Here is a 15,383-nt window from a genome sequence, read left to right as displayed (position 1 = left end):
ATGCTCAAGATCAACACCCAATCCGAATGGATCGACCGTGCGAATGAGGTCTTGCCCGCTGGGGGTTTTGGCAATTTCGACCCCGGCATCATTATCGCACGTGGCGAGGGCAGCCACGTCTGGGATGAGGACGGCAAGGAATATATCGACTATCTGATCGGGTCCGGCCCGATGCTGCTGGGCCACGGCCACCCCGAAGTGATGGAGGCGGTGCTGGAACAACTGCCCAAGGGCATGACTTTCTTTGCCAATAACGCCAAGGGTATCGAACTGGCTGAGGTTATTGTCGATGCGGTGCCCTGCTGCGAGCAGGTGCGCTTTGTCGCCTCGGGTGGCGAGGCCGACATGTACGCTATCCGTCTGGCCCGCGCCTATACCGGGCGTGACAAGATTCTGAAATTTGAAGGCGGCTATCATGGCATGAGCGCCGAGGCGCAGATGAGCCTTGCCCCCAGCCGCCATGTCAATTTTCCGCAAGCGGTGCCTGACAGCGCCGGGATACCTGATGGGGTGGCCGAGCAGATGCTGATTGCGCCATTCAACGATCTTGAGGCCGTCGCTGCCCTGCTGAATGAACATGACGACATCGCAGCGATCATGGTCGAGCCCTTGCAGCGGATCATCCCGCCCTTGCCCGGGTACCTGCAAGGGCTGCGCGACCTGTGCGACCAGCACAATGTCCTGCTGATCTTTGACGAGATCGTCACGGGGTTCCGTTTGGCCTATGGCGGCGCGCAGGAGAAATACGGTGTGACACCCGATATTTGCACGCTGGGCAAAATTATCGGCGGAGGGTTCCCTTTGGCCGCGCTGGGTGCAAGCGCCGAGATCATGAAACACTTCGACAAGGCTCAGGTTGGCGAGGACGGGTGGTTGATGCAACTTGGGACCTTGTCGGGAAACCCGGTGGCCTCGGTCGCGGGCCTGAAAACGATGGAGGTTCTTCGGCGCGACGGCGTCTATGACCAACTGCGCGCAGCGGGTGCAGCCTTGCAACAGATGCAGGGTACTGCCTTGGTCAAAGCCGGGATTCCGTTTCGGATTTGCGGCGACGAGACGTTGTTCGATATCTTTTTCACGGAAAACGATTGCCGCGATTACCGCAGCGCCAAGCATGATGATCCGCATCGTAACGTGATGTACAACAACAGCTTAAGGACGAGCGGGATCTTCAAGTCGCCGGGCAAGCTTTATCCTTCCTTGGCTGTGACGGAAGCGGACCTGCAACAGACTAAGCACGCGGTTGAAAAAGCGGTCCAGATGATTGCCAATGCCTAAACGGATTTAGTTTGGGCAAAGAAACGGACCGCTGCCAGTTGATGACAGCGGCCCTGACTGATTGGATGTCCGGGGCTGCACCTCGCCCCCTCGAATACCACTTAAAAATATGGACAGACTTGCAAACTTTCGACTTTTTCGAGAGCAGCCCGACGTCTCAATCGGTGTATCTGTATGTTGTCAGAGTCTCAAAACGCGAGCAGTGAAGTAGTTCACATTGCGAGATTTTTCTTAACTTTTCCAGTCAAAGAACCCTGAACCCGCCTTCTGCAGCAGCGTTTCCGCCATGGTGCGGCCCATCTCAGGCCCATCTACAACCGCGCCAGTGATGTCTTCCGAGATGGCCTCGGACCCATCGGGGCGCAAAACCTCACCCCTCAGGCGCAGCTGGCCGTCTCGTATATCGGCAAGGCCGGCAATCGGTGTTTCGCAAGAGCCGTCCAGCGCAGCCAGCAGCGCGCGTTCTGCGGCCAGACGCTGTCCAGTTTCCGCGTGGTGGATCGCCTCGAGCATGCAAGCTGCGCGGGAATCGCCGTTGCGGCGTTCGATACCGATAGTGCCCTGGGCGATGGCAGGCAGCATATCTTCGGGGGTGATGGCGGTGGCGGGGACGTCGTCCATGTTCAGGCGGCGGATACCGGCCATGGCCAGAAAGGTGCAATCGGCCACGCCGTCGGCCAGTTTCTTCAGCCGCGTTTGCACATTACCGCGAAACTCGACCACGTTCAGGTCGGGGCGACGGTTGAGCAGTTGCGCCCGTCGGCGCAGGGACGAGGTGCCGACGGTTGCACACTGCGGCAGGTCGTGGATTGAACTGAAGCTGGGCGAGATGAAGGCGTCGCGCACATCCTCGCGTGGCAGGAAGGTGTCCAGCACCAGACCGGCGGGCTGTTCCACCGGCATGTCCTTGGTGGAATGCACGGCGATGTCGATATCACCGCGCAGCATCGCTTCTTCGATCTCCTTGGTGAACAGGCCCTTGTTGCCGATCTCTTTCAACGGCCGGTCCGCGTCGATCATGGCGCGGTTGTCACCCGTGGTCTTGATGACCACGATCTCGAACGCTTCATCCGGCAAGTCGAAAGCCGCGCCCAGTCGCTGCCGTGTCTCATAGGCTTGTGCCAGCGCCAGAGGTGATCCTCGGGTACCGATCTTGAGTGGCGAGTCGGGGGAGGGCAGGGTCAGTGTCATGCGCACAGCTTTAGTCGCGTCACATTGCCCTGACAATGGGGGCAGAGCTTGACAAATTGCCACTGAGGGCCGACCCGTGGCGCAAACCTGATGATTGGGGGCAGACATGGCCGAGACAAAGAAACTGCTGCGGGCGCTGGCCGGTGAGGTGCAGGATGTTCCGCCGATCTGGATGATGCGCCAGGCCGGCCGGTACCTGCCTGAATACCGCGCGACGCGGGCGCAGGCGGGGGATTTCCTGTCGCTGTGTTATAACCCCGAACTGGCGGCCGAGGTAACGTTGCAACCAATTCGCCGCTATGGGTTCGATGCGGCGATCTTGTTTGCCGATATCCTGCTGGTACCGCAGGCGCTGGGCGCGGATTTGTGGTTCGTGACCGGCGAAGGGCCGCGCCTGTCGACCATCACACAGCAGGCCGAATTTGACGCATTGAAGCCTGTTGATGCGATCCACGAGACTTTGTCGCCGGTCTATGAAACTGTGCAAATCCTATCGCGTGAATTGCCGTCCGAGACAACGTTGATCGGTTTTGCAGGCGCGCCATGGACGGTGGCCACCTATATGATCGCCGGGCGCGGCACGCCGGATCAAGGCCCGGCCCATGCGCTGCGCGAAGGGAATGTGGTACTGTTCGAGGCGTTGCTGGAGCGGATCACGCTGGCCACGATCGAATACCTCTCGGCCCAGATTGAGGCAGGGGCCGAGGTGGTCAAGATCTTTGACAGCTGGGCCGGGTCATTGAAGGGGGACGCGTTCCAGAAATACGCCGTTGAGCCCTGCCGGGTGATCACCCAAGCCATCAAGGCGCGTCATCCCGGTATTCCGGTGATCGGGTTCCCGCGTGAGGCCGGTGAAGGCTATGTCAGGTTTGCCAAGGCGACCGGAGTGGATTGTGTGGCGCTGGATAACTCGGTTGCGCCGGGTTGGGCGGCGACCCATGTTCAGGTAGACTGCTGTGTGCAGGGCAATCTGGCCTCGTCCCATATGGTGACGGGTGGGCAGGCTTTAGTAGATGAAACGCGCCAGATCGTTGAGGCGTTTTCCAAGGGGCCGCATATTTTCAACCTTGGGCACGGGATCACGCCAGATGCAGACCCAGAGAACGTGCAGTTGATGATTGATACTGTGCGATCGCGCTAAGCTGGTGGAAGGGGGCCGGCCCCCTTCTTGGCCTGCGGCCAATTCATCCCCCGGGATATTTATAGCCAGATGAAGGGGCGGATCAGCGCTTTGGGTTGAGTTCGTCCAGAATTTCCGAGCGGTGTTCGCCGCGCGACGGGCTGGGCTTTGGCTGCCATGCTTGGTTTGAAAAGCGCGGCGCGGCGGCGGCCTGGAGAGTTCCGTCGATGTTCTGCCATGTCTGGCGCGCGTTGTTCATGGGGTGCGAATGTGCCTGTTCGGGGCTAAGCACGGGTGCAACGCAGGCGTCGGTGTCATGGAAAAGCGCCGTCCAATGATCGCGCGGGTGTTGAGCGAAGATTTCAGTCAGGCGCGCCGTGAGCAGTGGCCAGAGTTTTGGGTCATATTGATTATTGAAGTCAGGATCCTGTGACAGGCCCAGTTTGTTGAGGAACTCAGCGTAGAATTTTGGCTCGAGGCATTGCACCGTGATGAACCCGCCGTCGGCGCAACTATAGGTGCGGCTCCAATGAGGGCCGTCCAGCAGGCTATGGCCGCGTGTTTCCGACAGATTGCCGGTTTGGCGCATGCTCATGAGCAGGTTCATCATATGCGCCGAGCCGTCATAGATAGCGGCGTCGACAACGGTGCCCTGACCTGTGCGCTGTGCGTTGATAAGGCCCGCCAGAACGCCTGCGACAAGGTACATCGCGCCGCCCCCGATGTCGCCCACCAATGTTGCCGGCGTCTGCGGGGGTTGCTCTGCCGCCGAGGCGTACCAGAGCGCGCCTGACATTGCGATATAGTTCAAGTCGTGGCCTGCCCTGTCCGATAGTGGGCTGTCCTGTCCCCAGCCAGTCATGCGGCCATAGACCAGTTTGGGGTTAAGGGAGTGGCAGGTTTCGGGGCCGAGGCCGAGCTTTTCCATCACTCCGGGGCGGAAGCCTTCGATCAGCGCGTCGGCTGACGAAATCAGGCTCAAGGCGATCTCAAGATCGGTGTCATCCTTGAGGTTCAGGTCTATGGACCGTTTGCCGCGATCCAGCACGGAACTCTCGGGCATTCCGGGGGTGCTGGGCTGGCCCTTGCGATGGATGGTTATGACATCTGCGCCCAGGTCGGCCAGCATCATGGCCGCGAACGGGCCGGGGCCCAAGCCCTCGACTTCGATGATCCGGATACCATTCAGCATTGTGCCCCTCCTTTTTTGGCAGGGTTTCGAGGCTTTGCGGGAATTGCAAGGCCGGATTCTGATGGCTTGCAAGATGGTTACGTGACCACTAGCGTTTCCAGCGGGGATTGGAGAGAGGCTCGGATGCGGTTGTGGATCCTTTTCGGGAGCGTTCTAGCGCTGGCGGTTCTCGCCGGTGTTCTGTCGCGCCTGCATCCCCCCGGAACCATCATCTTGGCTGCGGGCCCCGCGGGTGGGGCCTATGAAACCGTAGCGCAGGACTATGCAGACATATTGGCGCGGGATGGCATCCGGCTTGAAATACTCGAAACGGCCGGGTCGGTAGAGAATGCTGATCTGCTGAATAATGGCGAGGTGGATGCGGCTTTTCTGCAAGGTGGAATCAAGGTTGACCCCAACAGGGCCGAAGCTGTCGGTGCCGTATTCTTTGAGCCTGTTGTTTTTCTGGTGAACAAAGACGCGGCCATCCCGCGCAATCCTGCCCTTTGGTCCGGTTTGCGGATCAACAGCGGTGCACCGGGGTCAGGAACGGCGGCGGCGTTTCGTGATCTTGAACGGGCCGTGGGGTTGGCCGAGGACGCAAACGAACATTTCTCAATACCTTATGCCGAAGCTGCGGCTGCCCTGCTTGCGGGTGAACTGGATATCGCAGTCTATGTGGCCCCGATAGAAGCGCCCTATCTCAAGGCGGCCTATGAATCTCCGGGGCTGCGGGTGTTGGACCTGGCCCATGTACAGGCAATTTCCAGACGCCTGACCTATGCGACGGTGGTATCGGTGCCGGCGGGGGGAATGTCTTTGGACCCTGTGCTGCCGCCACGCGCTGTTGAGTTGGTCGCGATCGAGGCACGGTTGGTCGTGCGACCCGATCTGCATCCGGCTTTGGTCAACCGTCTGACAATGGCAGCGATCGAGTTGCACCAGGCAAGGGGCATTATCTCGGACCCTGGCGTTTTCCCGAACATTGACGGTACCGGCTTGAATGTCAGCAATACCGCGCGCCAATTGATCCTTGATGGCCCGTCCACCTGGCATAACTGGCTGCCTTATTGGATTGCCGCGCAGATCAACCGGGTATTGCTGTTGTTGTTGCCGTTCTTTTTTATCGTGGTTCCGTTGATGCGGCTGCTGCCCTTTGCCTATGCTTACGCGATGCGCTGGCGTGTTTGGCAACATTACCCCGAAATCCGCGATATCGAGTTGGAATTGGCCAATGACCCAAGCGACGCTGAGTTGGATATGATGCAGGCGCATTTGAGTGAACTGGATGAGCGTCTGGCTGCGCTGCGGTTGCCGGCTGCTTACCGGCAGGGGCAATACGACGCCCGGCTGCACGTTGAGTTGATCCAGAAGCGAATAGCCGAATTGCGAAATGCCGGGCCCGCTTGAGGCTGGTGGCGCGTACAAAAATGCGCAGGACCCTGTGCGGAATGGGCCTGTTCTGTGTCGGTTCGCCGGGGTAATGTCCCCGCCAGAACGGGGAAAGTGAATGACACCAATTCTGTCCATCAGGGACTTGCGCAAATCCTATGCCGACGGTTTCGAGGCGCTGAAGGGCGTCTCATTGGATATTGAAGAAGGTGAGATTCTTGCGCTGCTGGGGCCAAACGGAGCGGGCAAGACGACCCTGATTTCAACCGTTTGCGGGATCACGACCCCGACTTCCGGGTCGGTGACGGTGGGCGGGCATGATATCCAGACCGATTTTCGGGCCGCCCGTCGAATGATTGGGCTGGTTCCGCAAGAGATTGCGTTGGAGCCATTCGAGAAAGTTTGGAATACGGTGCGGTTTTCGCGCGGGTTGTTCGGGTATGGTGCTGACAATACTCGGATCGAGGAAATCCTGCGCAAGCTGTCCTTGTGGGACAAGCGCAAGAACGCGATCAAGGAATTGTCAGGCGGCATGAAGCGCCGCGTACTGATCGCCAAGGCGCTGGCGCATGAACCGCGCGTGTTGTTTCTGGACGAACCCACAGCCGGAGTCGATGTCGAGCTGCGCAAAGACATGTGGGAGATCGTGGCCGAGCTCAAACAGGCGGGCGTCACCATTATCCTGACCACACATTACATCGAAGAGGCAGAGGCCATCGCTGACCGCGTCGGGGTCATCGACAAGGGTGAATTGCTGCTGGTTCAGGACAAGAACACACTGATGGCCCAGATGGGCAAGAAGCAGATCGAGGTCATGCTGACAGAACCCATTCAATCCATTCCCAAAGCCCTGTCCGAGCATAACCTGACTTTGAACGGGAATGGCGATGTGCTGATCTATACCTATGATATCCACGCCGACCGGACAGGCATCACCACCTTGCTGAACGACGTGGCGCAGGCGGGGTTGGTGTTGCGTGATGTGCAGACCCGTCAATCGAGCCTTGAGGAAATTTTTGTCAATCTAGTGTCCGGAGCCCCCGCATGAACTGGTCCGCCGTCGCCGCCATCTACCGGTTCGAAATGGCTCGGTTCTTTCGAACACTGGCGCAAAGCTTTCTGTCTCCGGTCCTGTCCACTTCGTTGTATTTCGTGGTTTTCGGAACTGCCATCGGCAGCCGTATCCAAGAGATCGAGGGCGTATCTTATGGTGCGTTCATCGTACCGGGGCTTATCATGCTGTCGGTGGTGATGCTGTCGATCTCGAACGCGTCCTTTGGCATTTATTTTCCCAAGTTCCTAGGCACGATATACGAACTGCTTTCCGCCCCTGTGAATTTTATCGAGATTGTGATCGGCTATGTCGGAGCCGCCGCGACAAAGGCACTGTTCGTGGGGGTGGTGATCCTGATTACCGCCACTTTCTTTGTGGATTTAAGGATCGAACATCCTTTTGCGATGGTGTGGTTTCTGGTTCTGACTTGCCTCAGCTTTTCGCTGCTTGGGTTTATAATCGGTATCTGGGCCAGCAATTTTGAACAGATGTCACTGGTCCCACAATTGGTGGTGACGCCACTGATCTTTCTGGGTGGTACGTTCTATTCGATTTCGATGCTGCCGCCGGTGTGGCAGACAATCACTCTGTTCAATCCGGTGGTTTATCTGATTTCCGGGTTCCGCTGGTCGTTCTACGGGCTTGCCGATGTTCCCATTGGCTTCAGCCTTTTGGCAATTTTGGTGTTCACCGGCATCTGTTTGGGCATCATCGGGTGGATTTTCAAAACAGGCTGGCGCATTCGCAGCTAGGCGATCCGTGGCGTTGCATTTTTGCCCGTCATGTGTGGGAATTTGGTTCACGTCGCGTTTTAGGCCGTAGCGGTCCCTTGTTTACCGGTTGGCTGCACTCTACATCGGCATCCATGAAACTCAGCCTGCCGTTTCTCAAAAAACAACCCAGCGTCGCTGTCGTGCGATTGTCCGGTGCCATCGGAATGGCCGGCCGCGCGTCGATGTCCGATACTTCGCTTGCCCCGGTACTTGAGAAAGCCTTTCGCAAGGGAAAACCCTCGGCGGTGGCGCTTGAGATCAATTCGCCCGGAGGATCACCTGTTCAAAGCTCGTTGATTGGCGCCCGCATACGGCGCTTGTCCGAGGAACTGAATGTGCCGGTCATTGCGTTTGTCGAGGATGTTGCAGCCTCGGGCGGGTACTGGCTGGCGGCGGCGGCCGATGAAATCTATGCAGACGACAGTTCGGTTCTTGGCTCGATCGGGGTGATCTCGTCCGGGTTCGGGGCGCATGTGTTGCTGAAACGTCAGGGAATTGAACGTCGTGTCCACACGGCCGGGCAGTCAAAGTCCATGCTGGACCCGTTCTCTCCGGAAAAGAAAGAGGATGTCGCGCGGCTCGAAAGATTGCTGGCCGATATTCACGACAATTTCATCACCCATGTAAAAAACCGCCGGGGCGCAAAGCTGGATGAGAACGAGGACCTGTTCACCGGCGAGGTCTGGTTGGCCCGGCGCGCGCGGGAATTGGGGCTGATCGACGGTATCGCCCATCTTAAGCCAAAGATGCAGGAGCGTTTCGGCGACAAGGTAAAGTTCCGCCGATATGGCCTTCGTAAGCCGCTGTGGTCTCGGTTCGGGGCGTCACTGGCCCAGGATGCGATTGCTGGCCTTGAGGAGCGCGCGGCTTACGCGCGTTTCGGTTTGTAACGTGATTATCAAGATCGTAACCCTTTTTCTGATTGCTATGGGTGTCCTGGCCATGTTCGGGAAACTGCGCTTTCCGGGACAGCAGAGGTTGCAGTCTTCAAGATGCCCGCGCTGCGGGCGGTTCAGGATCGGCAAAGGCCCCTGCGCCTGCGAAAAAGGAGGCCGTACATGACGGCATGGCTGCTTTCCGGCCTCGGGCTGCTGATCCTGCTGTTGGCGGGTGATGCGCTGGTGCGTGGTGCAGTAAACCTGAGCCTGCGTCTGGGCGTGCCCGCGCTGATTGTCAGTCTGACAATCGTGGCCTTTGGCACTTCGGCCCCCGAACTGCTGATTGCGATCAGCGCCATCAAGGAAAATGCGCCGGGGATCGCGCTGGGGAACGTGGTGGGGTCGAACACGGCCAACATCCTTTTGGTGCTGGGTCTGCCTGCGCTTTTGGCGACGCTGCACACCAGTGAATGCGACAGCCGCAAGAACTATGTCTTCATGCTGCTGGCCTCGGTTCTTTTTATCGGACTGGCCTTCTGTGGCATATTCAATCTGTACAGCGGGGCAATCCTGCTGGCCGCGCTTGGTCTTGTTCTGTGGAATGCGTTCCGCGAGGCTCACGCGCACCGCAAGGCTTGCGGTGAAGCCTGCGCCGACGATGAAGAGCTTGACGGGCTGGAAGAAGCCGACCCGGATATGCCTTATTGGAAGATCTCGATCTACCTGGTTCTGGGTCTGATCGGATTGCCGATGGGCGCGCACCTGCTGGTGGATAATGCAACCGTCATTGCACGCACCTATGGCGTCAGCGAAACCGTGATCGGCCTGACACTGGTGGCTGTCGGGACCTCGCTGCCGGAATTGGCAACAACTGTCATGGCCGCTCTGCGCCGTCAGGCGGACGTTGCGTTGGGCAATGTGATTGGCTCGAACATGTTCAACCTGCTTGCCATCGTGGGCATCGCCACACTGGTCGGGCCTATTCCGGTTGATCAGGAATTCCTGCGGTTCGATCTATGGGTCATGCTGGGCGCGTCGCTGTTGCTGATCCCGTTCGTGTTCTTCAAAAAAGACATCACGCGTGGGTGGGGTCTGTTGTTGACTCTGCTCTATGCGGTCTACGTCATCTCTTTGTTGGCGTGACTTGAGTAAGAGGGAACACGTATGACCCGAGCGTTGGTAACCGGTGCAGGAATCCGCCTTGGCCGAGCCATGGCCTTATATCTGGCCCAACGCGGGTATGATGTTGCTGTGCATTACGCGACTTCTGCTGATTCTGCCGCCGAAGTTGTATCCGAGGTTCAGGCCATGGGTCGCAAGGCCGTCGCGTTGCAGGCCGACCTGCTGGACGAGGCGCAGGTCCAGACGCTTTTGCCGCGCGCGGCTGAGGCTTTGGGTGGGCCAATTACCTGTTTGGTTAACAACGCCTCGATCTTTGAATATGACAACATCCATACGGCGACCCGTGATAGCTGGGATCGGCATCTGGACAGCAATCTGCGCGCGCCCTTCGTTCTGACACAGGCAATGGCAGAGCAGGATCTGGAACCGGATACCGACGATGCGGGAGAGCCCGTGGCAGTTGGCCTGATCGTCAACATGGTTGATATGCGTGTCCGCAAACTGACGCCCGAGTTCATGTCCTACACTATTGCCAAGATGGGTCTTTGGGCGCTGACCCGCACGGCAGCGCAGGCCCTAACCCCCGCGATCCGCGTCAACGCGATTGGCCCCGGCCCGACGATGCAGGGCCACAGGCAAAGCGAAGATCACTTCAAGGCGCAGCGCGCTAATACCGTGCTTGAACGCGGCGCGAACCCGTCTGATATCACCGCTGCGCTGGGATATTTTCTGGACGCACACGCCGTGACCGGGCAGTTAATATGCGTCGATGGCGGGCAGCATCTTGGGTGGCAAACTCCGGATGTTTTGGGGGTTGAATAGGCATCTTTGCCTCAAGTTTTGCACCGCTCGCATTTCCGTTACTTGCACGTTACAAAATTGTCTTTTTTTTCATACACTTGCCATGTGTATGAAAAAATTACATTTAAAAACAAGAAGTTAATATAGCGCCTATTTTTTGTGCAAATCAAGGAATCCTTAATGAATCAAGGGAAAATCGAGACCCTCGGAAACTTATCTTCATAGTTATCCACAGAAACCGTGGATTTGTTTTCTCTTGAATTGAGACGCTTAAGATTGCAGCCATGGTCAGGGAATCATATTTCGGACTCATGACCACCCAGAACGAATCGAACCCCGACGGCCAAGCCACTGGATACAAATGTATACAGCGTTATGTGAAAACGCTGGACAGTTCTCCGGGCGTTTACAGGATGTTGGATGCGGACAGCCGGGTTCTGTACGTGGGCAAGGCGCGGAACCTGAAGGCGCGGGTGTCGAACTATACGCGGCCCGGCCATTCGGGGCGGATCGAGAAGATGATCGCCGCAACCGCCTCGATGATGTTCCTGACCACGCGAACCGAGACCGAGGCGCTGCTGCTGGAGCAGAACCTGATCAAGCAGCTCAAGCCCAAATACAACGTACTGCTGCGCGACGATAAGAGTTTTCCGAATATTCTGGTCGCCAAGGATCATGGCTTTCCGCAGATCAAAAAGCATCGTGGGGCGAAGAAGGAAAAGGGCGCGTATTTCGGCCCGTTTGCCAGTGCGGGCGCAGTGAATAGGACGCTGAACCAGCTGCAAAAAGCGTTCCTTCTGCGGAACTGCTCGGATTCCATGTTCGACAGCCGCACGCGGCCCTGTCTACTGTATCAGATCAAGCGGTGTTCGGGGCCATGCGTCGGGCTGATCTCGGAAGCGGATTACCGCGAAAGCGTCAAGGATGCCGAACGCTTCCTCTCGGGCCGATCGACTAAAGTGCAGGAGGAGTTGGCCGAACAGATGATGACCGCCTCTGAGGCGATGGAGTTCGAGCGTGCCGCCGGCCTGCGAGATCGTATCCGGGCGCTGACGCAGGTGCAGACCAGCCAGGGCATCAACCCGCGCGGCGTGGCCGAGGCGGATGTGATTGGCCTCTATATGGAGAGCGGGCAGGCCTGTGTGCAGGTGTTTTTTATCCGCGCGAACCAGAACTGGGGGAACAAGGATTTCTACCCTCGGGTCGGCGCGGATGTGTCCCCGGCTGAGGTGATGGAGGCGTTCCTCGGCCAGTTCTACGACAACAAGGAGCCACCGCGTCAACTGATCCTGTCGGACGGGATCGAGAACGCTGACCTGATGAAACAAGCGCTGGCCGAGAAAGCCGGGCGCAAGGTGGAAATCCTCGTGCCCCAGCGCGGTGAGAAACAGGAGCTGATCGCTGGGGCCCTGCGCAACGCACGAGAGTCGCTTGCGCGGCGCATGTCGGAAAGCGCCACGCAGGCCAAGCTGTTGCGTGGCGTGGCCGAGGCGTTTGATCTGGAAGGGCCTCCGGGCCGGATCGAGGTCTACGACAACAGCCATATTCAGGGCACCAACGCGGTGGGCGGCATGATCGTGGCGGGTCCCGAAGGGTTCATGAAAAACGCTTATCGCAAGTTCAACATTCGCGGGGATGACCTGACCCCCGGCGACGACTTCGGCATGATGAAAGAGGTCCTAACCCGCCGCTTTACCCGCCTGTTGAAAGAAGACCCCGACCGCGACAAGGGCCATTGGCCGGACCTGCTGTTGATCGACGGCGGGGCGGGGCAGGTCAGCGCGGTGCATGAAATTATGGTCGAACATGGCGTCGAAGACATCCCCATGGTTGGAGTCGCCAAGGGCGTGGACCGCGACCACGGCAAAGAGGAATTCCACCGTACCGGCCAGCGCGCCTTTGCTTTGAAACGCAATGATCCCGTGCTGTATTTCATCCAGCGTCTGCGGGACGAGGCGCACAGGTTCGCCATCGGCACCCATCGCGCCAAACGGGCCAAGGCGGTTGGGGCGACGCCTCTGGACGAAATTCCCGGCGTGGGGGCGGCGCGCAAACGCGCTTTGCTCACCCACTTCGGCAGCGCCAAGGCGGTCAGCCGGGCCAATCTAGCGGACTTGAAAGCAGTTGAGGGGATCTCAGCCGGGCTGGCGCAGAAGGTCTATGATTTCTTCCATGACAAGGGCTAGGTCCGCCGCCCGCGCCACAGGATATAGAGCCCCGAGGCCACGATCAGCGCTGACCCGATCCACATGGTCTGATCCAGTTCCTCGCCAAACATCACCACGCCCAGCCCGATCCCGAACAGCAGCCGCGAATAGCGGAAGGGCGTGACGGATGAGACTTCGCCTGTGCGCATCGCCTTCATCAGCGAGGCATAGGCCATGACGCCCATCACGATTGCGCCGGTCATATGCAGGCCGACATGGGCGGTCAGGGGCTGCATCGGTGTCCCCTCCCAAAACCGATAGGCCAGCCCGGCGACGATGATGCAGAGGAAACCGTAGAACCCCAGCACCTCGGTCCCCAGTGACGCCGGCGCGGCGCGGCTGGCCAGATCGCGGCCCGCGAACCCCAGCATCCCAAGCACCGCAAGGATGGACAGGGCCGAAAAGCTGTCCCCGGTCGGTTGGATGATGATGACGACGCCGATAAGGCCCACCAGAATGGCGCTCCACCGCCGCCAGCCGACGGTTTCGCCAAAGACCAGCGCGGCTCCTGCGACAACGACCAGAGGCGTAGCCTGTAAGATCACCGTGGCCGATGATAGTGGCGTTAGTGCGATGGCCAGCACATAGAACAGGCGCCCCAGAATTTCGAACACCACTCGTACTTTCATGGGGCGCGACAGCACATCGGCCTGAAACAGCCGCGTGCCACGCAGCAGGGCCACCGCCGCATAGATCACCGCACCGCCTGCGCCAAACAGCACCAGCACCTGCCAGATCGGGATCGCAGCCGAGGCCGCCTTGATCAGCGCATCTTCTAGCGCGAACAGCGCCATCGCGGCGATCATCCACGCGCTGCCGATCAGGTTGGATCGGGGGTCGGTTTGAATATGCTGTGTCATGTTTTGCTCTGTCTGGACCGCGCGCCAATCTGACCGCAAAGCCCCCGCGCGCCAAGCCGTGCATCCCGGGTTGCGACCCTTTGACCCCGGGCGCCACAACTGCCTGTGATCGGGGCAGATTCTCGATGGGCCACCTTTTATGTCCCGAACCGGCGATGTAGGGTCGGGTCATGAAGTGGAACTTGCCCAATATTCTGACCGTTCTTCGCTTGCTTGCGGCCCCCGGTCTGGCCGTGATGTTTCTGTATTTCACCCGGCCCTATGCGGATTGGTTTGCCCTGATCCTGTTTCTGTCTGCCGCAATCACCGACTGGTTTGATGGATATCTGGCGCGGGCGTGGAAACAGGAAACCAAGATTGGTGCAATGCTGGACCCGATTGCTGACAAGGCAATGGTGGTGATCGCGCTGATGATCCTTGTTGGATATTCCACCGAGCACTGGACGCCGTGGCTGGTACTGCCTGCAACCGTGATCCTGTTCCGCGAGGTGTTTGTCTCGGGCCTGCGCGAATACCTGGGGGATGTGGCGGGGACGCTGAAAGTGACCAAGCTGGCCAAGTGGAAGACCACCGCGCAGATGGTTGCGATCGCTATCCTGTTTTCGCAGGGGATATTCGAGCATAACTTTGTGATGTCCACGTTCGGAATGGATCCTACGACCATTGATCAGGTTCTTACGGGACAGGTAGGTGATGTAAACAACATCCGCTGGCACCTGGAAGGGATGTTCTGGTCGGGCCGGATCGGATTGTGGCTGCTGTGGATCGCTGCGACCCTGACATTGATCACGGGCTACGACTACCTACGTAAAGCCATGCCCCATCTGAAGGAGAGCTAAGCGATGGACGTGCTGTATTTCGCCTGGGTGCGCGAACGCATCGGCCTGCCGAAAGAGCGGGTGGAAACTGAAGCCGCGACCGTTTCCGATCTGGTCGCGGAACTCAGCGCGCGAGAGGATCGCTATGCCGCGGCCTTTGCTGATCTTTCGGCGCTGCGCGTGGCGCTCGATCAGGAGCTTTCGGACTTTGACGCGCCGCTTGCCGGGGTTCGTGAAGTCGCGTTTTTTCCTCCCATGACCGGCGGCTGATCCATGCGTATCGTGGTTCAGGAAGAGGCGTTTGATCTGGGTGCCGAAGCCAACGCTTTTGCCGCCAAGGATGCCGCAAACGGGGCGATTGTGACATTTACCGGCGTTGTCCGTGATCTGGCTGCGGGCGATTTGGATGTCATGGAGATCGAACATTATCCCGGCATGACCGAACGTGCCCTGACCAAGATCGCGGAAGAGGCGCAAAGCCGCTGGTCACTGGGTGATGTCCTTGTAATCCACCGCCACGGGCGGCTGGCTCCGGGGGATCGGATCATGATGGTGGCAACCGCCGCACCGCACCGCAAGGATGCGTTCGACGCCGCAGAATTTCTGATGGACTATCTGAAATCCCGCGCTCCGTTCTGGAAAAAGGAAATCACGTCGGACGGGGCCGATTGGGTGGCCGCCAAGGACGAGGATGAAGATGCGCTGACCCGGTGGTAGG

Annotated in this window: 15 protein-coding genes; 12 read left to right on the top strand and 3 right to left on the bottom strand. The window is 58.8% G+C overall.

The genetic code is table 11. The annotated features are described in order from the left end of the window. Entirely contained in the window at window positions 1-1,278 is a 1,278-nt protein-coding gene (locus tag RUESEDTHA_RS05265) for an aspartate aminotransferase family protein (protein ID WP_180885030.1), read from the top strand. 231 nt (window positions 1,279-1,509) lie between these two features. Here the strand turns inward: RUESEDTHA_RS05265 and hemC are convergent, their stop codons facing one another. Continuing rightward, a complete protein-coding gene (gene hemC / locus RUESEDTHA_RS05260) occupies window positions 1,510-2,469 on the bottom strand; it encodes a hydroxymethylbilane synthase (RefSeq protein WP_180885028.1) in 960 nt (319 codons plus the stop codon). Between the two features lie 106 nt (window positions 2,470-2,575). Here hemC and hemE point away from each other — a divergent pair, with 106 nt between their 5' ends. Next, window positions 2,576-3,610 carry a uroporphyrinogen decarboxylase gene (hemE, locus tag RUESEDTHA_RS05255; protein ID WP_180885026.1) on the top strand — a complete coding sequence of 345 codons (1,035 nt, stop codon included), beginning with the start codon at window positions 2,576-2,578 and terminating at the stop codon, window positions 3,608-3,610. Window positions 3,611-3,692: 82 nt separating this feature from the next. Here the strand turns inward: hemE and RUESEDTHA_RS05250 are convergent, their stop codons facing one another. Then, window positions 3,693-4,781: a CaiB/BaiF CoA-transferase family protein gene (locus RUESEDTHA_RS05250; protein ID WP_180885024.1), complete on the bottom strand. Its 1,089-nt coding sequence runs from the start codon at window positions 4,779-4,781 to the stop codon at window positions 3,693-3,695. 123 nt (window positions 4,782-4,904) lie between these two features. Between RUESEDTHA_RS05250 and RUESEDTHA_RS05245 the strand changes: the two genes are divergently transcribed. The 7 genes from RUESEDTHA_RS05245 to uvrC all read left to right on the top strand — a co-directional run bounded on the left by RUESEDTHA_RS05245 (window position 4,905) and on the right by uvrC (window position 12,966). Beyond that, window positions 4,905-6,170 carry a TAXI family TRAP transporter solute-binding subunit gene (locus RUESEDTHA_RS05245; RefSeq protein ID WP_180885022.1) on the top strand — a complete coding sequence of 422 codons (1,266 nt, stop codon included), beginning with the start codon at window positions 4,905-4,907 and terminating at the stop codon, window positions 6,168-6,170. Between the two features lie 100 nt (window positions 6,171-6,270). After that, a complete protein-coding gene (locus tag RUESEDTHA_RS05240) occupies window positions 6,271-7,200 on the top strand; it encodes an ABC transporter ATP-binding protein (RefSeq protein WP_180885020.1) in 930 nt (309 codons plus the stop codon). Next, entirely contained in the window at window positions 7,197-7,958 is a 762-nt protein-coding gene (locus RUESEDTHA_RS05235) for an ABC transporter permease (RefSeq protein ID WP_171124289.1), read from the top strand. Before RUESEDTHA_RS05240 ends, RUESEDTHA_RS05235 begins: the two co-directional genes overlap by 4 nt. A gap of 113 nt (window positions 7,959-8,071) precedes the next feature. After that, on the top strand, window positions 8,072-8,869 hold the full coding sequence (locus RUESEDTHA_RS05230; RefSeq protein WP_171124291.1) for a S49 family peptidase: 798 nt from the start codon (window positions 8,072-8,074) through the stop codon (window positions 8,867-8,869). A 168-nt stretch (window positions 8,870-9,037) separates the two neighbouring features. Further along, on the top strand, window positions 9,038-10,000 hold the full coding sequence (locus tag RUESEDTHA_RS05225; protein WP_171122759.1) for a calcium/sodium antiporter: 963 nt from the start codon (window positions 9,038-9,040) through the stop codon (window positions 9,998-10,000). A gap of 21 nt (window positions 10,001-10,021) precedes the next feature. Continuing rightward, entirely contained in the window at window positions 10,022-10,801 is a 780-nt protein-coding gene (locus RUESEDTHA_RS05220) for an SDR family oxidoreductase (RefSeq protein WP_180885018.1), read from the top strand. Between the two features lie 290 nt (window positions 10,802-11,091). Then, a complete protein-coding gene (gene uvrC / locus RUESEDTHA_RS05215) occupies window positions 11,092-12,966 on the top strand; it encodes an excinuclease ABC subunit UvrC (protein ID WP_180885016.1) in 1,875 nt (624 codons plus the stop codon). Here the strand turns inward: uvrC and RUESEDTHA_RS05210 are convergent. After that, window positions 12,963-13,847, bottom strand: a complete 885-nt coding sequence (locus RUESEDTHA_RS05210) for a DMT family transporter (RefSeq protein WP_180885014.1) — start codon at window positions 13,845-13,847, stop codon at window positions 12,963-12,965. The two genes, uvrC and RUESEDTHA_RS05210, sit on opposite strands and share 4 nt — an antisense overlap. A 170-nt stretch (window positions 13,848-14,017) precedes the next feature. Between RUESEDTHA_RS05210 and pgsA the strand changes: the two genes are divergently transcribed. Genes pgsA through RUESEDTHA_RS05195 form a run of 3 tightly spaced genes read left to right on the top strand, consistent with a single transcriptional unit; the run spans window position 14,018 to window position 15,382 of the window. Then, window positions 14,018-14,686: a CDP-diacylglycerol--glycerol-3-phosphate 3-phosphatidyltransferase gene (gene pgsA, locus RUESEDTHA_RS05205; protein ID WP_171122753.1), complete on the top strand. Its 669-nt coding sequence runs from the start codon at window positions 14,018-14,020 to the stop codon at window positions 14,684-14,686. A gap of 3 nt (window positions 14,687-14,689) precedes the next feature. Beyond that, window positions 14,690-14,935, top strand: coding sequence for a molybdopterin converting factor subunit 1 (gene moaD, locus RUESEDTHA_RS05200; protein ID WP_142635267.1), 246 nt, complete (start codon window positions 14,690-14,692; stop codon window positions 14,933-14,935). Window positions 14,936-14,938: 3 nt separating this feature from the next. Further along, window positions 14,939-15,382: a molybdenum cofactor biosynthesis protein MoaE gene (locus RUESEDTHA_RS05195; RefSeq protein ID WP_180885012.1), complete on the top strand. Its 444-nt coding sequence runs from the start codon at window positions 14,939-14,941 to the stop codon at window positions 15,380-15,382. Window position 15,383: the final 1 nt, after the last annotated feature.

Origin of the sequence: Ruegeria sp. THAF57, assembly GCF_903914075.1 — a bacterium.
Lineage (GTDB): Bacteria > Pseudomonadota > Alphaproteobacteria > Rhodobacterales > Rhodobacteraceae > Ruegeria.
Note: the sequence above shows the minus strand (reverse complement) of the source record. Positions and strands in the feature narration are given on the sequence as shown.

Bases quoted from the DNA above. Each gene is read 5' to 3' on its own strand.
- RUESEDTHA_RS05265 (WP_180885030.1), top strand. From the start codon at position 1: ATGCTCAAGATCAACACCCAATCCGAATGGATCGACCGTGCGAATGAG.
- hemC (WP_180885028.1), bottom strand. From the start codon at position 2,469: ATGACACTGACCCTGCCCTCCCCCGACTCGCCACTCAAGATCGGTACC.
- hemE (WP_180885026.1), top strand. From the start codon at position 2,576: ATGGCCGAGACAAAGAAACTGCTGCGGGCGCTGGCCGGTGAGGTGCAG.
- RUESEDTHA_RS05250 (WP_180885024.1), bottom strand. From the start codon at position 4,781: ATGCTGAATGGTATCCGGATCATCGAAGTCGAGGGCTTGGGCCCCGGC.
- RUESEDTHA_RS05245 (WP_180885022.1), top strand. From the start codon at position 4,905: ATGCGGTTGTGGATCCTTTTCGGGAGCGTTCTAGCGCTGGCGGTTCTC.
- RUESEDTHA_RS05240 (WP_180885020.1), top strand. From the start codon at position 6,271: ATGACACCAATTCTGTCCATCAGGGACTTGCGCAAATCCTATGCCGAC.
- RUESEDTHA_RS05235 (WP_171124289.1), top strand. From the start codon at position 7,197: ATGAACTGGTCCGCCGTCGCCGCCATCTACCGGTTCGAAATGGCTCGG.
- RUESEDTHA_RS05230 (WP_171124291.1), top strand. From the start codon at position 8,072: ATGAAACTCAGCCTGCCGTTTCTCAAAAAACAACCCAGCGTCGCTGTC.
- RUESEDTHA_RS05225 (WP_171122759.1), top strand. From the start codon at position 9,038: ATGACGGCATGGCTGCTTTCCGGCCTCGGGCTGCTGATCCTGCTGTTG.
- RUESEDTHA_RS05220 (WP_180885018.1), top strand. From the start codon at position 10,022: ATGACCCGAGCGTTGGTAACCGGTGCAGGAATCCGCCTTGGCCGAGCC.
- uvrC (WP_180885016.1), top strand. From the start codon at position 11,092: ATGACCACCCAGAACGAATCGAACCCCGACGGCCAAGCCACTGGATAC.
- RUESEDTHA_RS05210 (WP_180885014.1), bottom strand. From the start codon at position 13,847: ATGACACAGCATATTCAAACCGACCCCCGATCCAACCTGATCGGCAGC.
- pgsA (WP_171122753.1), top strand. From the start codon at position 14,018: ATGAAGTGGAACTTGCCCAATATTCTGACCGTTCTTCGCTTGCTTGCG.
- moaD (WP_142635267.1), top strand. From the start codon at position 14,690: ATGGACGTGCTGTATTTCGCCTGGGTGCGCGAACGCATCGGCCTGCCG.
- RUESEDTHA_RS05195 (WP_180885012.1), top strand. From the start codon at position 14,939: ATGCGTATCGTGGTTCAGGAAGAGGCGTTTGATCTGGGTGCCGAAGCC.